The organism is Trichocoleus sp. ST-U1 (assembly GCF_039961835.1).
Lineage (GTDB): Bacteria > Cyanobacteriota > Cyanobacteriia > Cyanobacteriales > FACHB-T130 > FACHB-T130.
In genome coordinates this window covers 1-23,263 of record NZ_JAMPJZ010000071.1, presented here as the reverse complement: position 1 = coordinate 23,263, position 23,263 = coordinate 1, and the positions used below count along the sequence as shown (strand labels likewise).

21 protein-coding genes are annotated in these 23,263 nt (G+C 44.8%); 8 read left to right on the top strand and 13 right to left on the bottom strand.

Annotated elements, in window-relative coordinates:
- Positions 1–48: 48 nt before the first annotated feature.
- The 5 genes from NDA06_RS20645 (at position 49) to NDA06_RS20625 (ending at position 4,205) form a co-directional block, all read left to right on the top strand.
- Positions 49–804 (top strand): ABC transporter ATP-binding protein, encoded by a 756-nt coding sequence (locus tag NDA06_RS20645; RefSeq protein WP_348251835.1) that lies wholly within the window; start codon positions 49–51, stop codon positions 802–804.
- Positions 805–814: 10 nt separating this feature from the next.
- A complete protein-coding gene (locus NDA06_RS20640; RefSeq protein WP_347277065.1) occupies positions 815–2,008 on the top strand; it encodes an alpha/beta hydrolase in 1,194 nt (397 codons plus the stop codon).
- Between the two features lie 13 nt (positions 2,009–2,021).
- On the top strand, positions 2,022–2,894 hold the full coding sequence (locus NDA06_RS20635) for an alpha/beta hydrolase (RefSeq protein WP_190986960.1): 873 nt from the start codon (positions 2,022–2,024) through the stop codon (positions 2,892–2,894).
- 134 nt (positions 2,895–3,028) lie between these two features.
- Positions 3,029–3,571 (top strand): CAP domain-containing protein, encoded by a 543-nt coding sequence (locus NDA06_RS20630; protein WP_190986961.1) that lies wholly within the window; start codon positions 3,029–3,031, stop codon positions 3,569–3,571.
- Positions 3,572–3,581: 10 nt separating this feature from the next.
- Complete coding sequence (locus tag NDA06_RS20625; protein WP_190986962.1) at positions 3,582–4,205, top strand: ribonuclease D; 624 nt, start codon at positions 3,582–3,584, stop codon at positions 4,203–4,205.
- A 126-nt stretch (positions 4,206–4,331) separates the two neighbouring features.
- Here NDA06_RS20625 and NDA06_RS20620 read toward each other — a convergent pair whose 3' ends face one another.
- From NDA06_RS20620 to NDA06_RS20560, 13 genes are all read right to left on the bottom strand, one after another.
- Positions 4,332–4,709, bottom strand: coding sequence for a rhodanese-like domain-containing protein (locus NDA06_RS20620; protein WP_190439339.1), 378 nt, complete (start codon positions 4,707–4,709; stop codon positions 4,332–4,334).
- Positions 4,710–5,679: 970 nt separating this feature from the next.
- Positions 5,680–6,036, bottom strand: coding sequence for a DUF760 domain-containing protein (locus tag NDA06_RS20615; RefSeq protein ID WP_190410577.1), 357 nt, complete (start codon positions 6,034–6,036; stop codon positions 5,680–5,682).
- A 141-nt stretch (positions 6,037–6,177) separates the two neighbouring features.
- Positions 6,178–6,666 carry an SMC-Scp complex subunit ScpB gene (gene scpB, locus NDA06_RS20610; RefSeq protein ID WP_190410904.1) on the bottom strand — a complete coding sequence of 163 codons (489 nt, stop codon included), beginning with the start codon at positions 6,664–6,666 and terminating at the stop codon, positions 6,178–6,180.
- 93 nt (positions 6,667–6,759) lie between these two features.
- Positions 6,760–7,608 carry an ABC transporter ATP-binding protein gene (locus NDA06_RS20605; protein WP_190410578.1) on the bottom strand — a complete coding sequence of 283 codons (849 nt, stop codon included), beginning with the start codon at positions 7,606–7,608 and terminating at the stop codon, positions 6,760–6,762.
- An 8-nt stretch (positions 7,609–7,616) separates the two neighbouring features.
- Positions 7,617–7,901, bottom strand: coding sequence for a TIGR02450 family Trp-rich protein (locus NDA06_RS20600; RefSeq protein ID WP_190410579.1), 285 nt, complete (start codon positions 7,899–7,901; stop codon positions 7,617–7,619).
- A gap of 229 nt (positions 7,902–8,130) precedes the next feature.
- Complete coding sequence (locus NDA06_RS20595; RefSeq protein ID WP_190430895.1) at positions 8,131–8,325, bottom strand: hypothetical protein; 195 nt, start codon at positions 8,323–8,325, stop codon at positions 8,131–8,133.
- Between the two features lie 29 nt (positions 8,326–8,354).
- A complete protein-coding gene (locus NDA06_RS20590) occupies positions 8,355–9,323 on the bottom strand; it encodes a transposase (protein WP_190986963.1) in 969 nt (322 codons plus the stop codon).
- Positions 9,320–11,293 (bottom strand): S9 family peptidase, encoded by a 1,974-nt coding sequence (locus NDA06_RS20585; RefSeq protein WP_190986964.1) that lies wholly within the window; start codon positions 11,291–11,293, stop codon positions 9,320–9,322. Before NDA06_RS20585 ends, NDA06_RS20590 begins: the two co-directional genes overlap by 4 nt.
- Before the next feature lie 366 nt (positions 11,294–11,659).
- The gene (locus NDA06_RS20580; RefSeq protein ID WP_190986965.1) at positions 11,660–12,442 is read right to left on the bottom strand and encodes a hypothetical protein; all 783 of its coding nucleotides are present in this window, start codon (positions 12,440–12,442) and stop codon (positions 11,660–11,662) included.
- Positions 12,443–12,591: 149 nt separating this feature from the next.
- Entirely contained in the window at positions 12,592–13,503 is a 912-nt protein-coding gene (gene truB, locus NDA06_RS20575; protein ID WP_190534905.1) for a tRNA pseudouridine(55) synthase TruB, read from the bottom strand.
- 20 nt (positions 13,504–13,523) lie between these two features.
- Complete coding sequence (locus tag NDA06_RS20570; RefSeq protein WP_190439323.1) at positions 13,524–14,267, bottom strand: DUF1963 domain-containing protein; 744 nt, start codon at positions 14,265–14,267, stop codon at positions 13,524–13,526.
- 7 nt (positions 14,268–14,274) lie between these two features.
- The gene (locus tag NDA06_RS20565; protein ID WP_190986967.1) at positions 14,275–16,059 is read right to left on the bottom strand and encodes an alpha/beta hydrolase; all 1,785 of its coding nucleotides are present in this window, start codon (positions 16,057–16,059) and stop codon (positions 14,275–14,277) included.
- 115 nt (positions 16,060–16,174) lie between these two features.
- Positions 16,175–19,228 carry a response regulator gene (locus NDA06_RS20560; protein WP_348251832.1) on the bottom strand — a complete coding sequence of 1,018 codons (3,054 nt, stop codon included), beginning with the start codon at positions 19,226–19,228 and terminating at the stop codon, positions 16,175–16,177.
- A gap of 637 nt (positions 19,229–19,865) precedes the next feature.
- Between NDA06_RS20560 and argF the strand changes: the two genes are divergently transcribed.
- From argF to NDA06_RS20545, 3 genes are all read left to right on the top strand, one after another.
- Positions 19,866–20,786: an ornithine carbamoyltransferase gene (argF, locus tag NDA06_RS20555; protein ID WP_190534898.1), complete on the top strand. Its 921-nt coding sequence runs from the start codon at positions 19,866–19,868 to the stop codon at positions 20,784–20,786.
- Positions 20,787–20,922: 136 nt separating this feature from the next.
- On the top strand, positions 20,923–21,561 hold the full coding sequence (gene lexA / locus NDA06_RS20550; protein WP_190410589.1) for a transcriptional repressor LexA: 639 nt from the start codon (positions 20,923–20,925) through the stop codon (positions 21,559–21,561).
- Between the two features lie 262 nt (positions 21,562–21,823).
- Positions 21,824–23,083, top strand: a complete 1,260-nt coding sequence (locus tag NDA06_RS20545) for an AmpG family muropeptide MFS transporter (protein ID WP_190535299.1) — start codon at positions 21,824–21,826, stop codon at positions 23,081–23,083.
- Positions 23,084–23,263: the final 180 nt, after the last annotated feature.

Below are 23,263 nucleotides of genomic sequence, written 5' to 3'. Positions count from 1 at the left end.
GAAAGCTCCGATTTAGTCGAAGCAGATCCAAAACCCCCACTCTCAGAAATCGCTTTACTCGCTGCCAGCGGACTCTGTAAAAGCTTCGGCGGAGTTCGGGCTGTCGATAATGTCGAGATTATGGTGCCGCAAGGCAGTATCACGGGGCTGATTGGCCCGAATGGTGCTGGCAAAACGACGCTATTTAATCTCCTCTCAAACTTCATTCATCCAGACAAAGGGCGGGTGATTTTTGACGGCGAACCGATTCATTCTTTGCAGCCGTATCAAATTGCTCAGATGGGAATGGTTCGCACATTCCAAGTCGCGCGGGTGCTATCGCGGCTTTCAGTGATGGAAAATATGCTGCTGGCAGCTCAAAAACAGACGGGGGAAAATTTTTGGAAAGTTTGGTTTCAACCCCATCTGGTGGCGAAGGAAGAACGGCAGCAGCGAGAAAGAGCGATGATGTTGCTGGAATCAGTGGGGTTGGCAGCGAAGGCGCAGGATTACGCCGGGGCGCTCTCTGGAGGGCAACGCAAGCTGCTGGAAATGGCACGGGCGCTGATGACGCAGCCAAAGCTGATCTTATTGGATGAACCGGCGGCTGGTGTGAATCCGACGCTAATTAGACAAATCTGTGACTACATCACCCAATGGAATCAGGAGGGTATGACCTTTTTGATTATTGAACACAATATGGACGTAATCATGTCTTTGTGCGATCGCGTCTGGGTTGTCGCTGAAGGTCGCAATCTTGCTGTGGGGACTCCGATTGAAATTCAGCGCAATCCACAAGTCTTAGAAGCTTACCTGGGGCAATAGAGCAGCGATTGTGTCTCATTGGTTAGCAGTAATTACCCAGACGTTAGTTTTGCTCTTGAGTGGCGCGGCACTTTTCTTGAGTTCCTGGATTGTGGTTCCAGCGCCCACGATGTCCCTACTGCCATTAGGGGTAGGGGCACCAGAAGTCAGTCCTTGGTTGGTGGTGCTAAACGCGATCGCAAGTCTGTTGGTGCTGGTAACGATCCGTCGCACTCCGTGGCAATTTTTAGCTTTGGTTGCTAGTTTGCTAGCACTGCTTTTGAGTGTTTTGCCACTGTTACAGATGCCAGCGACACAACAGCATCTAGCAGGGGCAATGCGAGACGGTCTTGGCGACTACAGCGTAAGTTTGCCCAGTTCTCAGCAAAAGCGGATGCGCGAACAACCGTTCGTGTTGGCTGATGTGTTTCGAGGCATCAATCCGGGTGAGAGTCGCTATACCTCTGGCATCGTCTTTTCAAACCCAGATGGTGTTCCGTTGAGCATGGATCTCTACCGACCGCCGCAAATTGGCAATTATCCAGCGCTAATTATCATCTACGCTGGAGCATGGCGGAGCGGCGACCCAACCCAAAACGCTGATTTCAGCCGTTATATGGCAGCGAGGGGCTATAGTGTCTTTGCCATCGATTACCGACACACGCCGCGCTACCGTTTTCCCGCGCAGCTAGATGACGTGCGTGCTGCCTTAGCCTTCATCCACCAACACGCCGCCGAGTACGAGGCCGATCCCGAACGGATTGCCATCGTGGGACGTTCCGCTGGCGGACATTTAGCAATGCTGGCGGCTTATGAGCCGGATGCACTGCCTGTAAAAGCAGTGGTTAGCTATTATGGCCCAGTGGATCTGTCTGGAGGCTATGCTGACCCGCCACGCCCCGATCCCATCGATACGCGAGCGGTTTTAAAAACATTTATGGGGGGAACGCCTGCGACAATGCCCGATCGGTATCGTCAGGCTTCACCGATTAGCTATGTTAGGCGATCGCTACCGCCAACTTTATTGGTGCATGGAAGCCGCGATAATTTAGTGCAATTAAAATTTATCCAGCAAATGCATCAACGTCTGCGTGCAGATGGAAATATATCTGTTTTGCTGGAAATTCCTTGGGCTGAACACGCTTTTGATGCTGTCTTTCAGGGGCTGAGCAACCAGTTAGCGCTCTATCATACTGAGCGATTTTTAGATTGGGCACTACGTTAATTAAAAAATGACGATGTTCGCTAATTTTGATGTGACTAAAATTGATACCACTGAAGCAAGAATCAATTTAGTCAAGGCGGGATCTGGCCCAGCACTCCTGATGCTGCACGGCTATCCTCAAACCCACGTCATGTGGCATAAAATAGCACCTCGTCTCGCCGAGAATTTTACAGTAGTGGCACCGGATTTGAGAGGTTACGGCGACAGTTCCAAGCCGGAAGGCGAACCGGGTCATCGGAATTATTCAAAACGAGCGATCGCGCAAGATCAAGTCGAGGTGATGTCAAAATTAGGTTATGAAGAATTTTATGTAGTCGGTCATGACAGGGGCGCACGAGTCGCTCACCGCATGGCGCTCGATCATCCTAATCGAGTTAAGAAACTAGCATTATTAGATATCGCGCCCACGCATAAAATGTACGCGACGACCGATCGAGATTTTGCCACGGCTTACTACCACTGGTTTTTTCTCATTCAACCCGATGGCTTACCCGAAACCTTGATTGGCGCTAATCCTGAATATTACCTCCGTACCTGTTTAGAAAGATGGAGTCAAGATTTTTCTGCGTTTGTTCCGGAAGCCTTGGCTGAGTATATTCGGTGCTTTAGCGATCGCGCTGCGATTCATGCCACCTGCGAAGATTATCGCGCCGCTGCTACCATCGATTTAGAACACGATACCCTAGATATGGAGAAAAAAATTCTCTGTCCGGTGCTAGCTCTTTGGGGCGGAAAAGGAATTATTGGGCGCAAATATGATGTTTTAGAAACCTGGCGCGCTCGCGCAATTGATGTACGCGGTAAGGCTATCAATTGCGGTCACTTTCTACCCGAAGAAGCGCCAGAAGAAACTTATCTTGCCCTGTCTGAATTCTTGGCAACGTGAAGGCGAGATCCCGGACTTTTTAAAAGAAACCGGAATATGAAGAGATAGCTGAAAAAATAGAATTGCTACAGTGAAAATTTATATTCTCATCCTAAAAAAATTGCCAAATTGATTCTCAAATATATCCAGAACTCATGCAAAAATTAGCTGCGGGGCTTGTTTTCGGAATGCTTGTCCTGGCTGTTGGCGCTGGAGGCTGCGATTTGATCCCTAGCCCTGATGGTGAAATTTCGCCAGATGAAACATCACCAACCGCCCCAAGCCCCACGCCTAGTTCCTCCAATAATTTCCTAACCTTGGAAGAGTATACTCACGAACTCATCAACCAATATCGAAAGTCCCAAAATTTGCCACCTCTGACGCTAGATCCTCGAATTAGCAAAGAGGCAAGGGCACACAGTCAGGCAATGGCAAATGGTGCGGTTCCTTTCAGCCATAATGGATTTGAGCAGCGAGCGAAGGCAATTGGTAAATCAATTTCTTATGGCGGTGCATCTGAAAATGTGGCATACAATCAAGGCTTTAGCGATCCAGCCAAGCAAGCAGTAGAAGGTTGGCTAAAAAGCCCCGGTCATCTGAAAAATATTCAAGGTCAGTATGATTTAACTGGGGTAGGTGTTGCCAAGAACGCAAAGGGTGAGTATTACTTAACTCAAATATTCATTAAACGCCGATAAGGAGAGAAAATTGGAAGATTTTCAGGTATGCGATCGCGACCTTTCCGAGGAGATATTGTCTCAATATCTGCAAGAGTCAGCGATCGCTGTGGATACTGAAACAATGGGATTGATACCCCAACGCGATCGCTTATGCTTGGTGCAGCTGTGTGACGCTCAAAACCGGGTTACAGTTGTGCGAATTGCCAAAGGACAGATAGACGCTCCCAATTTAAAACAACTGATGGAAGCCCCCAATATCCTAAAACTATTTCACTTTGCCCGTTTCGATGTTGCCCAACTACGGCAAAATTTAGGCATCCATGTAACTCCAATTTTTTGTACTAAAATTGCCAGCAAGCTTGCTCGCACCTATACTTCCCGCCACGGTTTAAAGGAGTTGGTGCAAGAGCTAGAGAAGGTAGAACTTGACAAAACGGCTCAAAGTTCAGACTGGGGAAATGCTGCAAACTTATCCGAAGAACAACTCCGCTATGCAGCGAATGATGTTCGTTATCTACTCAGCGTGCGACAAAAACTAATTGCAATGCTGCAACGCGAAGGGCGGTGGGAAGTTGCTCAGCAATGTTTTGAATGTTTGCCCACGATTGTGACTTTGGATTTGCTGCAATATAAGGATATTTTTGAACACTAAAAAAGTGGATACAATAACTTATAAAATTCACGTCCTCTAGGGGCATGGTAATGCCATACCCCTACACAAGAAATAGCGGTTAAATCTACGTTTCTCATCTATTAGCAATTACGGGTTCACAATTCATTAACAGCTAGCAGTCAGAATCGTTTCAACTGGAAAGCCTACTGCTTTCCACGCCGCTACGCCCCCTCTGATTTCAGACACTTGTTGATAGCCAGCCGCACGCAGTTTTGTAGCACCAACTGCGGTTTCTTCATCGGTTTCACCGTAAATGTAAATATCACGGGTGAGTTCCAATTTGGTGAGGGCGCGATCGACTAATTCGTTCATCGGCATGGGGATAGCTCCCATGATGTGGCTAATATTAAATTGGCTGCGATCGCTTACATCAATAATCGTCAAAGCCGGTTCACCCCAGTCTAGCCGCGCTTTCAGGTCATAAACACGAGATTGGGCTTGCAGCGTTGGCGGTGACGGAATAATCCAAAAGAACTTATTCATCGCTGGGTATCATCTTCTATGGCGTTCCCTGAAATTTAACAATAATTTTTAACATTTGCAAATTTTTATAGATAAAGTATTTACAGTTGGGGGAATTTATGACTATTTGTATAGGTGAAATTACTTAGAAAGTATAATTATTAGCTTTGACGATAAATGCTAGAAAAAATCTAAGATTTTCTTTTCCTGTATTGGCTGATTACTAAGTATTTTTTAAAATTTATTTTCTGAGAACTTTCAATCGTATTAAACGCAAAATAACCTTTACCAAAGGCATTTTGACAAAACTATAGGAAATTTTTTTCAATGAACTGAAAGCTTTAACTGCAAATCAGGCAAAAATGCTTTATAGAAAATGGTTGTAATAAGATTTAAAATATAAGGTGTTTCAGGACTGGCATTAAGTAAAAATGTTCCCTGTCAAATCCGTCTCATCATAAAGTAATCCAACCGGGCTTGGGGAGCCGGGTTAGGTTTCGGGAATTGCAGGAAGAGAATGTAATGAATTAGCTAGATTAAATTTCAAATATTTAATCTAGCTAATTCATTACATTTTGAAATCATAATTCATTCTGCTTATTGCTTCTGAAGAAACGATTGCCGTGTTAGGATCGCTATCGATTAGATGAGCTTTAGTAGTGGTGCAAGAAAATGGAATTCAATGAACTGTTAACCTTAGCACTGATGCTTAGTCCGGGTCTTTTACTGTCAATTTTGATATTGGCTGCTTTTGCGGCTGGCGGCTAAGACTATTTTTAGGTTCAGATGGGAAACTCCCTGAAACAGGAAGCCAATTGGCTAGTTGCCAACTATGCGATCGCAAGTTGGTAATGGAACGAGCAACTTTAACCGAAGTGATCGCCTAAAATGCCAAAAATAGGCGATAACTTCTCATCGAAACAATATCCTCTCTTGAGCTAGAGACAGAATTGCGATCGCAGATGACATATCGCTGAGAATTTGACTAAATTTAATCAGCGAATTTTTCGCTGTTAGAAGGTTTGTGAGACAGGGAAGAACCAGTCAACGATTCATCCAGCTGCATCCGTTGTTCAAGCTGGCGTAAGAAATAGCCAGTCATCATGGCTGATGCCAATAGACCTGCTAAATTTTCTCTGTCGGTCGTAATTTGAACGTTAAAATTCTCTGAGGGAAGCATTCCCACCAGTCCCTGAACGTTCTGCGAGACGATTTGCTTAATGTCCGGCGTGACAGATTTGGCAACTCGCGCTAAAACTTCTGGAGATTGGTGCTGAATATATTGGAGGAGCTGATTGACTTGTGCATCTTCAGGCTCGCGGTCGAACAATTCAGGGTTAAACACCATTGGAATAAAAAGATTTGAGTAGCTTTCCTTCTACTGTAAACGATTGTGTTGTTTGGCTACTCCATACTATTGGTTATCAAATGTAAGCCGATAGAGAGATTTTTTGAAAAATATGCTCTGTGAAACACCAAATGGCTGGTTTTACGGTACATCCTGCTGAGTCAGTTGGGGGAGTTGTTCGACTTCAAAATATTGATGAAATTTTTCCGTAACCTGTAACCAGTAGGAACGACCATCGGCTTGTCGGCGCTTGCGGATAAAACCCAGTTCGACAAGTTCCTGGACGTGCTGATAAGCTCCCGAACCGCGCAAATCGACCAACTCAGATTGGGTAATGGGGCCTTTGAGGGCGATCGCTGCCAGCGTCCTCAAGGCTCCCACGCCTAAGTCTAGCGGCACTAACGCCTCTACCAAACCTTGAAAGGGCGAGCGCAATTGTAAGGTAAAGCCTTCAGGCGTTTCCACCACTTCTAGGGCGCTATCCCGGTGGGCATAGTCAGTCATGAGTTCAATCAGGGCATCTTCGGCGTTATCGCGATCGCATTCAGCATATTCGGCAATTTCGCTAACCGAGATCGGCTTACCCTTGAGATAAAGAATAGCTTCAATTTTCGAGGCGAGGCGAGGCATCATTACTCATTCGTCATTAGTCAGTCATTGGTCATTCGTCATTAGTCAGTCATTGGTAAGAGACTCTGAACAAAAGACGAATGACTAAATGGGTTAGTCTAGCTGGCGTCCTGTGAGTTCAACGAAAATATCTTCTAGATTGGACGGGCGAACCATCATACCAGTTTTATCCGGTGCAGCGTCAAGATAAGCGTTGGCTTGTTCCAGATTGGGGAAGAATTTGTATTCCCAGCGATCTCCTTGTTGTTTCATCACCAACCCTTCGCCGTGTTTAGAGCGCAGCTGTTGCAAGGTGCCAAGCTCAATCAATTGACCGGCATCCATGATACCAATGCGATCGCACAAATATTCCACCTCATCCATATAATGAGTCGTCAGCAGCATTGTCATCCCTTGCTTATTCAAATCCCGGATAATTTCCCAAAGACGGCGGCGTGTTTGCGGATCTAATCCCACCGTTGGCTCATCCAAAAAAAGAATAGAAGGTTGATGCAATAAGGCTCTGGCAATTTGCAATCGGCGCTTCATGCCACCTGAAAGGGTTTTTACCAAGCTATCTCGCCTGTCTACCAGTTCCACATATTCCAGCCATCGATCGATGTCCTGCTGTCGCTGGTGCTGGGGAATATGGTGCATCCGCCCATGCAGTTCCATATTTTCCCAAACCGTCAAATCGGCATCCACGCTGATTTGTTGCAATACCACCCCAATATTTTGTTTTACCTGCAAAGGTTGTCGTACCACATCATATCCAGCGACCTCAATTTGACCTTCACTGGGTTTTGTCAATGTGGTTAGCATCCGAATTGTCGTAGATTTCCCTGCACCGTTAGGGCCAAGGAGTCCAAACATCTCTCCAGATTTAATCGTAAAGGAGAGGTCGTTGACGACAGGGATTTTGTTGTAGAGTTTGCGGACGTTCTCAAGGGAAACAGCAGTCATAGGAATTATTAAAAATTAGAAATGATTGGACTTTCAATATTTAATTCGCTATTTTCCTTTTCCTCCATTTCTTGCAAAGATTGCCAGCCTGCTTGCCACTGGGAGGGATTTTTTAGCAGCTTTGCGTTAATCCAGAAACGCACATTTGGGTCACAGGAAGCAACCATTTCTGCAAAAACAAACTTACCTTGGTTTTTGCGATTCACTACCTGAAAATGTCGCCATCCCCACGTTTTTTGCTGGGCTGTCCATTTGGAACCAACTAAGTAGGGAAATTTTTGTTTTTTCTGCATTTTCTACTTAATAAAATATTTTTCAACAAAAAATACTAAATCATGTTGCTAGATTTTTGGCACTTCTGAATTAGATTTATTGCACGGCATCATCAGGACAATTTGCTCTTGATTTTACGCACGCAACAGACGAGACGAATGAAGAAGTGAAGGATGCGATAGCGAAGCGCCGACCTGTCGGTTCGCTCTTCCCATCCCTCACAAGCGCGATCGCATCCTACTACTGGCTTTACTCAAGAGGGTGTTTTGAATCACTCTCAGCCAAGTAAACATTTTCAAGAGATTCTCTAGCCGTGTCGAGATTCTCTTGTTCTTGTGTGGTTTCCGCTGGTGATTCGACTTCGCCTGCTTCAATTTGCTGCTGAAATTCTAACAGCGTCTCATACATTTCTTCGTTAATGTTGAATATGGGTTCTTCAGTCATGAATTAATCTCCGTTTAAAAATTGTGACTTTAAGCTGTTTCCGATTCTTCCTGAGAGGGAAGCTGGGCGATCGCTTGTTGGAATTCTTCCACCGAGCTGATGGTAATTGCCCGTCTATGAAGCTGTTTTAGCAAAGCTGGATCTTCTATGCTAGTGACGCTCTCGACAATTGAGCTAGGTACCGTTTCAAACCGCGTCTCCAGAACTTCAATGATATTCTCTCTAGAATTCTGTAAGATTCCCTTGCGGATGCCTCTCCGCTCAATTGGCGTGATAAAGGGCATTCTTCTTTCCTCCTCGTAACGACTTAGTGTTTCTTCAAACCCAAACTGTAATTCCTCTGGTAACACCATCATCCATTCAATTAACCGGAACAACTCTAGGATGTTTTCCCGGCTGTAACCTCGTTCATATAGCCCTCGAACTAGGCTCAATTTCCACTCTAACCGCCCTTCGGGATTGCGGCGCGTTGCCTGTGCTTTCAGATGAGCCATGATGATGACAGCAAAAGGATTAGTGCTTTGCTCTAAACTTTGCCACTGCGCTTCATAGTCCAATAGTTTGACAGTGGGAAACCGCAAACTAACTCTTGCGCCCCAAATTTCATAGCCATAACTCTGCGGACGCCAAGACACTTGCTCGTCTGCTAAAACTGCTAAGCTGGCAACTTGCCGCCGGTATCGGTCAAAAAGGCGGTAATTATAGACATACATCCGCTCAGCAAAATTAGCATCGACTTTGCTTTGAACTTCGATGTGAATCAGTACCCAAGTTTCTTCGCCGTTTTGTCGCCAGACTTTTACCAGTTTATCGACCCGACGCCGCCCCAGTTCTGCATCGCGGACGACTTGTTGCAGTTCGGTGTCGAGAAATTCGTAGCCCTGCGACCAGTTGATGTCAGCATAAGCTTGGGGGAAGAAGAAAGCCATGAAGTCGGTAAAATAAATCTCCAAGGCTTCCTTCCAAGGGCTATCGTAATCAGCCTGAGGGTTGGTCATGATTCAGGGTCAAGATTAGCGATCGCAACTGGCTCCAATGGATCGGCAAGCTCAAACTGGAAGACGCGAGAATAAAAGTAAAATTCCCCATCAATGGCGCGTTTAATATTCTCCGAACGGCGAAAACCGTGTTGTTCGCCCTCAAAAGGAACATAAGCAACGGGCAACCCTTTGGCACGTAGCGCCTCTACCATCATTTCTGCTTGGTTGGGTGGGACAACTTTGTCTTCTAGCCCTTGAAAGAAAATGACCGGACAAGAAAGATTCTCCGTAAAGTAAATAGGCGATCGCTCCTGATAAATATCTTGCCGTTCTGGGTAAGGGCCAATCAGCCGATCCAGATAGCGCGATTCAAATTTGTGGGTATCTCTAACCAGCGCCTCTAAGTCGCTGACGCCGTAGTAACTCGCACCTGCCTTGAAGACATCGCGGAAAGTCAGGGCGCACAGCGTCGTGTAGCCACCCGCACTACCACCAGCGATCGCCATCCGGTTTCCATCCGCCAAGCCTTGCTGAGCCAGATACCGCGCCCCATTCACGCAATCATCCACGTCCACAATTCCCCACAGCCCATCTAGCCGCTGATGGTAGGCGCGTCCATAGCCGGTGCTGCCGCCATAATTCACATCTAGATAAGCAAATCCCCGACTTGTCCAGTATTGAATCCGCAAGTTCAGCTGGCTAGAGGTGGCTGCTGTCGGCCCTCCGTGGCTTTTAACGACTAAGGGCGGCAACTCTCCATCTGGTGCTGTATAGTCGCGATTTTGGGGCGGATAGAAGAAGCCGTGAGCGGTTAATCCGTTCTCGGTCGGAAATTCAATCGGTTGCGGAACAGACAAATACCCAGAGTCAATTTCTAACTGGCTCGATCGCTGCAACACTTCTATTTGCCGCGTCGCCATATCCATTTGGATAATCGAGCTAAATTTGGTCGGTGAGCCAGCAATGAATCCCACACGACCCCCAGAGGCTTTGAGAGACGAAATCTCAGTGTAATCCGTCTCAATTTGCTCCAGTCCTGTCTCCGTGTCGAGGCTCGCCAAATGCCAAATGCCTCGCTGAGTATAGGTGCAGATAATGCGTTCTTCAGATTCAAAGGCATAGGTAGACATCCCAAAAACCCACTGCGGAAGCCCAAATTCAGCCTCCATCTCGCACAGCGGTTTAACCTCTTTTTCCCCCTTTTTAAGGGAGGTTAGGGAGGATCGAGATTGCCATCTGTAGAGATTCCACCAGCCACTGCGATCGCTAACAAAGTGTAAAATGCCATCCGGCGACCATTCTGGCTGAAAAATAGACTCATCAACGCCACCAGCAACCCGTTGGCTTTCACCCAAGGAACCATCCGCTTTAATCTGTGCAACCCATAATTCGGTTCCATCCCACGGCAGATTCGGATGATTCCAAGTTAACCAAGCCAGCTGAGAACCGTCAGGACTGAGACGTGGAGATGAGTAAAAGTCGTTTCCAGACACTAACACCCGAATATCATCACCATCTTCCAAGTTGATGCTAACCAAGGTATTGATTGGTTCGCGATCGCCTGTGGTGTGGTCTTCGCGCACAACATACAACCGCCGCTGTTTCCGGTCAATTACTCCATCTGCATAGCAGAAGCTTCCTTCTGGTGTCAGCGGTTGCGGTTCTGCACCTGGAGTCTGCCGATAAAGGCGCTGATCCGCAAAATTAGAAAAATAAATAGTGCCATCAGCGACGCAGAAGGCACCGCCGCCGTATTCATTGACGCGGGTTCGGACGTTAAAGGGAGGTGGAGTAACATCAATCGTTTTCTCCTCTGGGGTACGTCGCACAATCACAGTCCGTCCGGCTTCTGCGGGTCGCCCCTCAATCCAGTAAATATCCTCGCCATCAAAGGCAATCTGCCCCACTCCAATCGTTTCAGAAACAATTAAGTCAGAGGTGATGGGCGATTTCCAGGAACCATAAGGTGCTACTTGTGCTTGGGTCATGTTTTTACTCCTATAGGAAAATATCGATCGATGTGTCTACTTTAGGACTAAATTACTTTCTTCCGAGTATTAGATTACTGGAGTTTAGTAGGCTGGTTTGAGGAACGGAACCCAGCACAAGAGTTAAATTTCACTATTTTTAAACCCAAGCTATAGACTCAGTAATTTTGAATCAACAAGAAAGTTTGTAAACAGGCGAAATGGGACATCTCTATCGCAATCCTATTGGAGTGTTGAGATGCTGGCCCTTTCGCTTCCCGACTTCTTAGAGAAGTCGGGGATCTCGCCTTCACAACTTAGGACTGCTCTACAAAGTCTATCGTTCCAAAAAGAACTCGTAAGAGTTTATATCCAACAGTTTAATTTTTATTGAGGAGGAAACTGCTGTTCATTGACGATGGTAAATCCCGAAGAGACTGAGCCATAGGAACGAACTTTGTCAAGAATTTTCACTAATTCCCTTGAAGGTTTCCGGGTGGAAATCTTCTGTCGAGACCTTTTTTGAAAATTAAAAACTTCTATGGGGCCTGGTTCGCTAGGATTCTCGCAAGCAAAAACTATCTCAGAAGATGAAATAAATCCTAAATAGGAATTGCTTTCAAATCCTTCACAATTGGAAAAAGCTAATATTTTATAACTATTAAGAGTATCTAAAACTAGATGATTAACCCAAGAGTTATTCAATCCATCAAAAACATCTAATCTTAGCACTAAATATCTATCATCCGGGGAAAAAGAGACTGGATTAGCAATAACGTAGTTATGAATATTGTTACTTAAGCCCAGAATATCTCCCAGCCTTTTTGTACTTGATAGTCCATCCTTTTCAATCACTAATTCTCCAAGGATTTTATCAGCAGTATTGGGATTACATTTTATCAACAAGTTATTGTTTGCCCGACTGTTGGCTTGACCAACTCTCCGAATATTCATATTCAGATAAATTGAATTGATCCCATTCGGTGAGGTTAGTTTCTGGGATTGATAGCTAACTTGCGTAGAACCCTGACAATTTCCATTCAGTCTGCTAATAATTTCTCGACTTAAAGTGGCGAAATCAGAATCTTGAGCCGATGATTTGTTCGCGTAGCTCGAAATAAATCCAAGAATAATTGCAATATAAATTAACGTTGATTTTAGCGATCGCATCCAAAATTCTCTCCAAAAGCAGCCAAGTCGTTCGCACACGGCTATCATGCTGCCAGTTCTAACTCTAAAACGATTATCCTGGCGACCGGCTCGCAGAGGCATCGCAGCGATCGCGCACGCGAGAAAGCGGGTGTTCCTCTAAACATGGCTCAAAGTGGCTCAAATACCATCAGAGGAACCAGTAGATAGCCAGTTTCTAAGGCAAGCAGGCAGCCTATGCCCAAAAAACGACCCTCTTCATCGTTCAGCCGCAACTTTCCCTCTTCAGCGTCCGTCAAGGCAGGAAAGGAAAGGGGGCGAAAAGGAATGCGCTGACCTTGGCACCAGGCTTTAGCGTCTGTTGCTTGTAAGGTGACAGCTGGGAGATGCCCCAAAGCTGCCGACGCTAGAATTGGATGAAACGTTCCTTGTTTGAGCTGTTCTTCCAATTCTTCAAAAGTCAGGCTATCTGATAGCTGGAAGCCGCTACTCTCAGTGCGAGTCAGGGCGGCAAGGGTGCCGCCAGTTGCACACGCCAAACCTAAATCGCGAGCGATCGCTCTAATATAAGTTCCAGGGCCACAAGCGATCGCTACATCTAATTCGGGAAAATCTCCTTCTCTCCACTCCAATATTTCTAGCTTATAAACTTCCACCTCTCGCGCTGGAACTTCAATAATTTCCCCCGCCCGTGCCCTATCGTACAGGCGTTTTCCCTCAACTTGAATGGCACTATAATTTGGCGGCACTTGCTGAATTTTGCCCTCAAATTTCTTTAAGGCTGCTTGCACCTGTTGTAAAGTTAATTCTGGTACTGGCTGGGTGCTGATTATTTCCCCTTCCAAGTCATCAGTCGTCGTCCTTACTCCCAGCCGAATCGTCCCCCGATAAGCCTTATCCTGCCGCAGATATTGCAACAGTCGCGTCGCCTTGCCCAGCGCAATTGGTAACACGCCAGTCGCAGCCGGATCTAAAGTTCCTGCGTGTCCCACGCGCTTGAGGCGCAAGAGTTTTCGCACCTTGGCGACACAATCGTGAGAAGTGAATCCAACAGGTTTATTTAAGTTAAGAAATCCTTGCATTTAATCCTATAAGTTTTTAATTAGTGGCACTGCCACAGACAAGCAGCTTGTTCCTTATGTTTTGGGCATTGGACGAGATATGCTGCTCCCATATCACCCCAGTTATAAAGAATATTATTGTTATCATCTCCTGAATCAATTTGAAAAATAAATTGATTCATTTCGCGGTTACAAGTTGGACAATTTGGATATTCAGGAAATTGTACCCAACTAGGCCAACCAGCTAACTTGTCTTCTCTTCGAGGGCGCTTGTAGACAATATCAAAAGCTTTATTATCTATTGTATAGTTATCTAGTTCTATCTCTTCCCTGCCAGGATACTCGTCCCTTTGTTCCCATCCTACAATTAACTTAGCAGGAAATAAATCTTCTATTTCTGGGATATCCATCTCTGATGGTGTGGTGTTTGGTTGGATAATTCTCACGAGTTTAGTTGTTGCAAATGGTTCCCAAGCCTCACAATCAACCTCGCAAAGAGGCTTGTCGTAGCTAGTACAATAAAAAAATTGTAATAAACCGTTGCCAAACTTTCCATTCAAGCTTTCAGGCAACTTATCAAGATTCAGTTGCAAAAATAGCTGCATTGGCTTTTGACAATTAGGACAAGTAGGCCAAGTCTCATCGGCACTCAGCCAAGGTTTTCCAGCAAACTTTGATGCAGTTAAATCTCCATCACCTTCTTGAACGATAGGTTTCCAAGCTGAACGCTTAACACTGCTTAGTTTTTGTTTTAGTTGAGCTAATTTCAAATCATCCGATTGCATATTCTAGTTAAGGTGTAGGAGCAATATTTTTCGGGTAAGGCACACCTAACGCCTCTACCCTATCCCCTGGCAGAGATGGGGAAGAATTCCTCTCGTCCCCTTGCAGGGGAAGGGCTGGGGGAGAGCTTAACTGAAAAGTATTGGGTGTAGGAGATGGGATTGGCTGAGCAGTAGAAGTATTGCTGATTCCCTGCAATTGTTCCTCTGTTAAAGACTGAATCAAAACTAAAGGAATCTCATCTCGACTGATATATTGAGCGTAAGAAGCATTCAGGTATTGTTGATATTCTGGCTCGTTAGAAACATAGGTTTTAAAAAAAGCTAGGCTCAGGGCTTTCACATATCCAAAAGCAGTCACGGGATTTGGTCCCGCAACTTGTGGCGGAATCTTGACTACCCCAGTACCTTCAAACGCTTCTCCCAAAGTGGAAAAATGCGTTGCCTTTTTCATTAAAACCAGATATTTGTTGGGGGTTGTCAGCCAAGTGAAGGGTTTAATCTGTTCTGATAAAGCGGGTGCGGCGGTATCGTTACTGCTGGCAAATAACATTATCGGAACTTTGATGCCGCTCATCTCACTTTTTCCGAAGATGCTACTATCAACTGGATTGATCGCGATCGCTGCCTTAATTCGGTCATCCCCCAATTGATAATCAATTTGCGGCAATAGCAGCGCCCGACACTGGAGCAACAGCGACAGATTCAACGAACTATTGATAGCAGTGCAATCTTTTTCCAGGTTCTCAAAATTAATTTCTGCACCCGCCAGCGCCAACGCTGTGTAGCCGCCAAACGATTGACCAAGGACGCCGACGTTTTGCATATCTAGTCGTCCTCGATAAGTAGCTGCCAGTTGATCTAGCAAATACTTCATATCTAGAGGACGGTCAACCGCCTCGCTGGGAGGAGCCGCATCGCTTGTCAGACCGCTAATTAGAGCCTGCAACTGCTGGGAATTACTGCCTGGATGCTCTGGTAGAGCCACTGCAAATCCATGAGAAGCTAAGTGTCTCGCCAGGTAGGCATAGGACAAGCGATCGCTTCCCAGCCCATGAGAAATTACAATCACGGGTGCGGCTCGTCCACTCAACTGAGGCAGATAAACATCGACTGGGAAGGTACGGCTGCGGCTGAGGTCATTGAGCGTCAGGGTCTGCATTTCCCAGCTTAGCGGCCCTGGTTGCTGTAAATCTCGCCCTGCGGGAATAGTAGACGGTGTTGCCATTGGTGATGGCTGAAAGGGCAGCTGAGTGGATGACTGAGCTGAGATTTCAGCCAAAGCTTCCTGTTCAACGGCAGCGATCGCTCCTTGAGTTTTCCCGATTAGGTTGCTCAGCTCATCAATAATCTCAAAGCCCCGATCCGAATTAATCCGAATTGCGTAAGTCGGAAACTTTCGCAGTACATTCAGTGGCGTCAATCCTTGTGGATCGGCAGCAGCTTGAATTAAAGCAGCTCGAATTGCATAAAAACCCGGTTGAAACGCTTTTGTTTGAATAATTTCGCCAACCCGCCGCAGCAGAATTTCCCCCTGCGGTGTGTAGAGAAATTGAGCCACTGCCACCGGACTCACATTCGCACGAGTTTGCAAAATCCTCCGTAACTGCTCTAGCTGTTCCGGCTTAAAAAATTGAGCATAAAACCCTAAATCCTGATTGATTTTGCCTTCCCTGGCATATTCTTCCAGTGCCGAAACCGGAAGGGATAACTGTATCGGTCCATAGGAAATAAATATTTTTTCCGCAGCCAAAACCCGACTCGGCATTAAAGTCGTTACAGAAGGTAAGACCATTCCTAGACAGAGACCTGGAAGGCTTAAAAGCAAGCGTTTAATTACGGAATTGGTAATCGGCGATGCAGGTTGCAAAAGCAACCCCCTCTCTAAACATTTTCTCCTGTCGTTTTGCCTAAAAGGCTTCCTCGAAAGACTCAATTTCGTCCCATCTTTCATCGGTTCCCTGTTTTTGCAATCTCTGGCAACGTTTAACATAGAGGCTAGCCGCTTTATCTTGATTATTTTGCTCTAAGACGTTCTTAAAAATTTCCTCCGCAGAGGCATATTTTTTGCTGTAATAAAGATGAATTCCCCATTCAAAAGAGCTTCTGGTTTTGCTTTTTAGCTCTAAAGCCTCTAAGATAACACCATCAAAAACTTCAAAGATAGGCGATAAATCTTTACGACCTTTAATATGAACTTTATCCAAGAATCTATAATTATATCGAGTGGGATCTGCTAAACCCAGCAAAGTCTTTTCACTAATAATAATAGAAGCTCCGTAGACTTTGGTCAAATTTTCTAAACGAGACGCCAAATTCACAGCATCTGAAATCACGGTTCCTTCCATACGCTGTTCATCTCCAATCGTACCTAGCATCAAACTGCCGCTATGGATGCCAATGCCGATAGCGATAGGAGGTAAATTGCTTCTTCGGCGTTCCATATTGTACTGCGAGACTTGTTTTTGCATTTCAATCGCTGCCTGCAAAGCATCTTCAGCGCTTTCCGGAAAAAGCGCCATCACCGCATCTCCAATATATTTATCTATAAAACCATTATTATTCCGGATAACTGGACTCACTCGACTCAAGTAAGAATTAATAAAATTAAAATTTTCTTTGGGTGACATCGCCTCTGAAAGGCTCGTAAAGTTGCGAATGTCAGAAAAGAGGATTGTCATTTCTTTCTGCACTTGGTCGCCCAGCTTTACATTAACAATGCTTTCTTCTCCCAGCAAACTAATAAATTGTCGGGGCACAAATCGACCATAAGCAATATTTATTTTGGAAAGCTCAAGATGAGTCTCTATTCGTGCTATTAATTCGTGTCTTGAAATTGGTTTAGTTAGATAATCATTGGCTCCTGACCCAAAGGTTTCTAATAAATTAGCAACGCTATGTGCTTCTGTCACAATCACAATTGGTAATTCATTCGCAGGGAAAGTTTGGCGAATTTTTTTGCAAACTTCATAGCCTGACATTTTTGGCATCATTACATCAAGTAAAATTAAGTCAGGCTTTAGACCTTGCTCAATGGCTTCTAAAGCAGCGATTCCATTCCTCGCTTGATAAACCGTATAATTTTCCAAATAGAGATAATTGTTAAGGATCTGAAGATTGACCGGATCGTCATCTACAACTAAAATTTTAAATTTTCCTTCTTGGGGTGCAGGTTGTAGGTAATCTTGTAACCTTTCAAACTGAAAGTTTTGAATCTCAACCTCTTTTGAACTGAGTTCTTTGGAAAGCGTTTGTTGTATACTTTCCAATTTTCCTGCCAGCGGTAGCGTAAAAGTAAACCGCGAACCTTTTTTTAGAATGGATTCTACGTAAATTTTGCCGCCATGCAATTCCACCAGTTGTTTAGTAACTGCAAGGCGGATGCCCGTCCCCACGTAAGGTCTAGAAATAGATTCTTCGGTAAGTTCAAAAGCATCAAAAATGGTATTTATTCTATTGACTGGAATGCCAATTCCGGTATCCGCAACCGTAATTTCCATGTAATTATCCGCAACTGAAGAAACAACTTGTATACTACCTATATCAGTAAATTTAATCGCATTACTAACTAAATTATGCAGGATTTGTTGAACTCTATTTTCATCAGCACATACCATTGGTACAGTAGGTTCAATTCGATTAATCAAGCGCAAACCTTTGATATCTGCGAAAGGTTTAGCAAGAGTTAAAACTACATCGGCAATTTCTTGCATTCCTACTGGTCTGAGTTTTAACCCCAGTGTTTTATGCTTAAGTTTTTCTAAATCAACAATATCGTTAACCATATTTGCTAGCCGTTGACCGCTTTGCAAAATCATTAACAAATTTTGCTTTTGAATTTCCGACAGTTGTCCAGCAGCTCCCTCTAAAAGAGAGTCAGTGATACCGATTATTTCATTTAAAGGAGTTTGTAGCTCTTGGGAAGTATTAGCCAAAAATTCATCTTTTAGTTGATTGATTTGTAATAAATCTTTATTTTTGGATTCTAGGTTTTGGGCATAGTCTCGTATTTCCGCTACCATCGAATTAAAGGCATCTGCCAACAGTCCCAGCTCATCTTTGCTTTTAACATCTATAAAGATGTCAAAGTTGCGATCGCATACTTTTTGAGCACCTTCTAATAATTTTTCGATAGGGTTTCCCAACCAACGCGCCAGCAAAAATGCGACGAGCAGTGATAAGGCTAAACTAATACTAATAATACTGATGCAAATATATCGTAATTTGTGAATTTGATTGATTTCGTGGGTACCGTCGTACTCTAAAACTAAAACAGCAATAACATTATCTTTTTCATCTTTAATGGGAATGGCTGCTTTGAGAAAAGTGCCAACTTCATCTGTATAAAATTTTTTGCCGGCTTGTGCTTCCCCCTCAAAAGCTTGCTGTAGTTCATTTTGCTCAGTTGCGTATAAATCTCCAATCAATTTTTCTTTCTGATCTAGTGTTTTTTGAGAAGCGTCATGAGCCAGAAACTTGACAATTCGATATCTCGGAGATTCTGGAATGCTGACAATAAGATAGGTTGAGCGAATGAGCGGAATCTTGTCTTTTGCTTCCGATGTTTGCCTCAAGAATCTCACAGGAAATACTTTTCTCCGGCTGCTATTTCTGATTTTTATCAAAATTTTTACAAGAGCTTGATACTCCGGGGACTTTATATATTCTTGAGCAATTTTAGGTGGTAAAGAAGCCGTGATTTCTCCAGGTTCTAGGGTTCTGATTTTTTCGCTTATAGGCAAAGAATTTTTTTCAAGGGACTTACGAAGCTGCTGAATTGTTTGTTTTTCGTCTTGCTCTAACGAAGATGCTCCTTGACGACCTACATCTTTCAGCCGCTCTGACATCTGGTTTAAAACAATTTGATTTGTTTTTGAGTAGAAAAAATAAACGCTAGTGCTGGTGACTCCAACTGAAAGAAGCGAGATAGCCAGCCCTATTTTCACCGCGAAGGGAAATTTCATATTCGGGATTCTGGAAAAGTTATATTTCTGTGATATTTCTAATTATTTTTATGAATCAATGATTATCTTAGTAAATATCCTTAAATGGCTTAAAGTTATACTAAAAATTTTAAGTCTAACCCCCCTAAGCGGTATACATCAGTTTGTTAATTCTTGCAACCTATTTTCTAGGTAGGGGAAACAGGCTGAGCTTTTGCTTACTTTTTTTGCTGAAAGGATACAAAAGGAAGTTTTACCATATCAATACCTTTTTTAAGGTTTATTTTGACTCTATAGTGGTTTATTTCTCGGTTGAAAAGATATTTTCGATGACTAGGGTTGAAAGAGACTGGAGAAGCCTAAATTTGGGATGAATAACTCTCTATTAAGCTGCTGGAACAGAAAAAACATTTTCCCTTCAAACCCGTTAAATTCTGCAAAAATGGGTTGCTATCCCGAAAGTTTTACCCTAGATGTACCTGGAAACACTTCTGGTTACTCATGAACTTGTCCTTACAATTCTCTGCCACAGCTAAGTTGATAAAAATCTGGTAGGGTTTTAAAACGGTATAACAAGAGCCAAGTAGAGTCAAAACGACGCGCTCCGTTAAGACTCACTCTGCGGGAACGCATTTTACTTCACTCATCGGGGATAAAAATGGAAGCATTGAAAGGACGAGATCTCCTAAGTCTGGCAGACCTCAGTGCTGAGGAAATGAAAGAACTTTTGGATTTGGCAGCTCAGCTGAAGACGCATCAGCTAAATTTGCGCTGCAATAAGGTGTTAGGGCTGTTGTTTTATAAAGCGTCTACACGGACTCGCGTCAGCTTTTCAGTGGCAATGTACCAACTAGGCGGTCAGGTGATAGACCTTAATCCTAATGTTACCCAGGTGAGCCGGGGAGAACCGTTAGCCGATACAGCACGAGTGTTGGATCGCTATCTAGACATCTTAGCGATTCGGACATTTGAGCAGGAGGATCTGCAAACTTTTGCGAACTATGCCAAGATTCCGATTATCAATGCGCTGTCGGATTTAGAACATCCCTGTCAGGTTTTAGCTGATTTATTAACTGTTCAAGAATGCTTTGGAACGCTAGATAGGCTAACTTTAACTTATCTGGGAGATGGTAATAATATGGCAAACTCCCTGCTTTTGGGCTGCGCGTTGATGGGGATGAATGTGAGAATTGCTACACCTACGGAGTATCAACCCGATGCGGCAATTGTCGAGCAAGCGAAAAAGATTGCACAGACTAACTCTGAGGTAACAATTACTAACGACCCTGAAGCTGCCACCAAAGGTGCCCATGTGCTTTATACCGACGTATGGGCAAGTATGGGTCAAGAGGAACAAGCAGATGCCAGAATTCCAATTTTTCAACCTTACCAAGTGAATGAGCAGCTGTTGAGTATTGCCGATCCTGATGCAATTGTGCTGCATTGTTTACCTGCTCATCGAGAGGAAGAAATTACCGATGCTGTTATCGAAGGTTCTCAGTCGCGGGTTTGGGATCAGGCAGAAAACCGAATGCACGCGCAGAAGGCTTTGTTGGTGAGTCTTTTGGGAGCAGATTGATAATTTGCTAATCCCTAATCGCCAATGGCAAATGGCTAATTGTTTAAAAAACATTAGCCATTAACCACTGGACAGACGTGGATTTTAGTAGTACGAATGTTCTATAGGACGTAGATTAGTATTCCCCTATTGTTTTATGGAACCCCTAACTGATGCTCAGCAGCAACTTTATAATTGGCTGGTGGAATATATCAGTCAATATCAACACGCGCCTTCAATTCGGCAGATGATGCGGGCAATGGAACTGAAGTCGCCTGCGCCGGTTCAGAGCCGCCTGGAACACTTGCGTGCGAAAGGCTATATTGACTGGACGGAAGGAAAAGCCCGCACGATTAGGATTGTGCGCTCTGGTGCGGGTGGAGTGCCGGTTTTAGGAGCGATCGCTGCCGGTGGTCTTGTCGAACCTTTCACCGATACGGTCGAACAGCTGGATTTGGCTGCCCTGTTTCGTCAGCCGGATTATTATGCCCTTCGGGTGGTCGGAGACAGCATGATTGATGACCAAATTGCTGAAGGCGATATGGTCATCATGCGACCCGTACCCGAACCGGATCGCGTGAAAAATGGCACGATTGTGGCAGCACGAGTCGAAGGACACGGAACGACTTTGAAACGCTATCACCGGCAGGGAGAGCAAATTACGCTCAAACCAGCCAATACCAAATACGACCCCATTAAAGTAAAGGCGAACCAAGTGGAGGTGCAAGGTGTGTTGGTCGGCGTCTGGCGCGGCTATGAATTTGCTTCCATGAAATCGGGATCTCGAAGGCGATAGCATTCTTCGCGTTCCTTTTATCAAAGTCTCCGGGAAAAGGTTTCTCTCTATGGGATGATATCTCAAGACCAAAAGAGCCATTCTCCTGAGTCATTAGGAATTGGAGAAACGGTAATTGGTAATTGGTAATTCATACAAGGCATTACCGATTACCGATTACCCACTACCAAGGACAGCAAACTAATGACTCAAAGTTCGTAAGGAGCCTTTGTCAGTCGTGAAAGCAACCCAATCTTTTTTTCAAGTTTTTCAAAGCCGCAAGATGGCGGCTCTTTTGTTTCTGGGCTTTGCGTCAGGTTTGCCCTTGTTCTTGACGAGTAAGACGTTGCAAGCCTGGATGACAGTCGAGAACGTGAATTTAAGTGCGATTGGGTTGTTCAGCTTGGTAGGTTTGCCCTACTCGCTCAAGTTTATTTGGTCGCCCTTACTCGACCGCTTTGTGCCGCCGTTTCTGGGGCGTCGTCGTGGCTGGCTAGTTCTGACGCAAGCGGCATTGTTGTTAGCGATCGCAGCAATGGCGCTCCAAAAGCCCTCCCAAGCTTTGCAACTGTTAGCCGTCAATGCTTTACTGATTGCCTTTTTCAGCGCGACTCAAGACATCGCCGTTGACGCCTATCGCACGGATGTCCTGGAAGAACGGGAAATGGGAGCCGGGGCAGCGATTTTTGTTTTAGGATATCGCATTGCCTTGCTGATTACGGGTGGTTTGGCGCTGATTTTAGCGGAAAAATTGTCTTGGCCTACAGTTTACTTGTTGATGTCGCTGTTGATGGCAATTGGGTTCGTGAGTTCAATTTGGGCACCGGAACCCATACAGCGCGATCGCCCACCCGATTCCTTATCAGAAGCGGTGTCTTTGCCATTTATTGAATTCTTTCAACGCAATGGTCAGAGCCAAGGATTTTTGATTCTAGTTTTCATTGTTCTCTACAAACTGGGTGACGCGCTTGTTAATAATATGTCCACGCCCTTTTTGTTGGAAAAGACCGGCTTAAACTTCTCTTCCGCAGAAGTTGGTGCAATTCAGGGCGGCATGGGATTATTGGCAAGCATTGTTGGCGCTCTTTCAGGCGGTGCAATTCTTAGCAAAATCGGTATTAATCGCTCACTTTGGGTATTTGGTGCTTTGCAAGCAGTGAGTAATTTTGCTTATTTTCTCCTTGCACAAGTCGGGAAAAACTATCAGTTACTTGTACTGACTATTAATATTGAAAACTTTTGTGCTGGACTCGGAAATGCCGCTTTTGTAGCCTTTTTGATGAGTCTTTGTAACCAGCGCTTCTCGGCAACACAGTATGCGTTACTCTCCAGCTTGATGGCAGTCAGCCGCGATATTTTAGTTGCCCCAGCGGGTCGAATCGCAGAAGCCACTGGTTGGCCTTCCTTTTTCCTAATTAGCATCGCCGCTGCCTTGCCTGGATTACTGCTGCTGCCTATTTTTGCTCCCTGGAATTCGCGTTCCGTGCCAGAAATGCCTAGAGAGGTACTAGATGATGAAGACGATGACTCTCAACAGTTGTAGGATAGAAACAGAGAGCTTAACAAATCTTAAACACAATTCTTAGAAAAGTCTTTCTCTATGGCTATCTTTCGTCAGTACATTGTTCCATTGATCGTGGTGTTGATCTTTTTTGTGGCGCTGGTGGCAGTTAGCGCCCGCATCTTTTTACCCTCTGACATGGCAGCACCCGCACCTATTGAG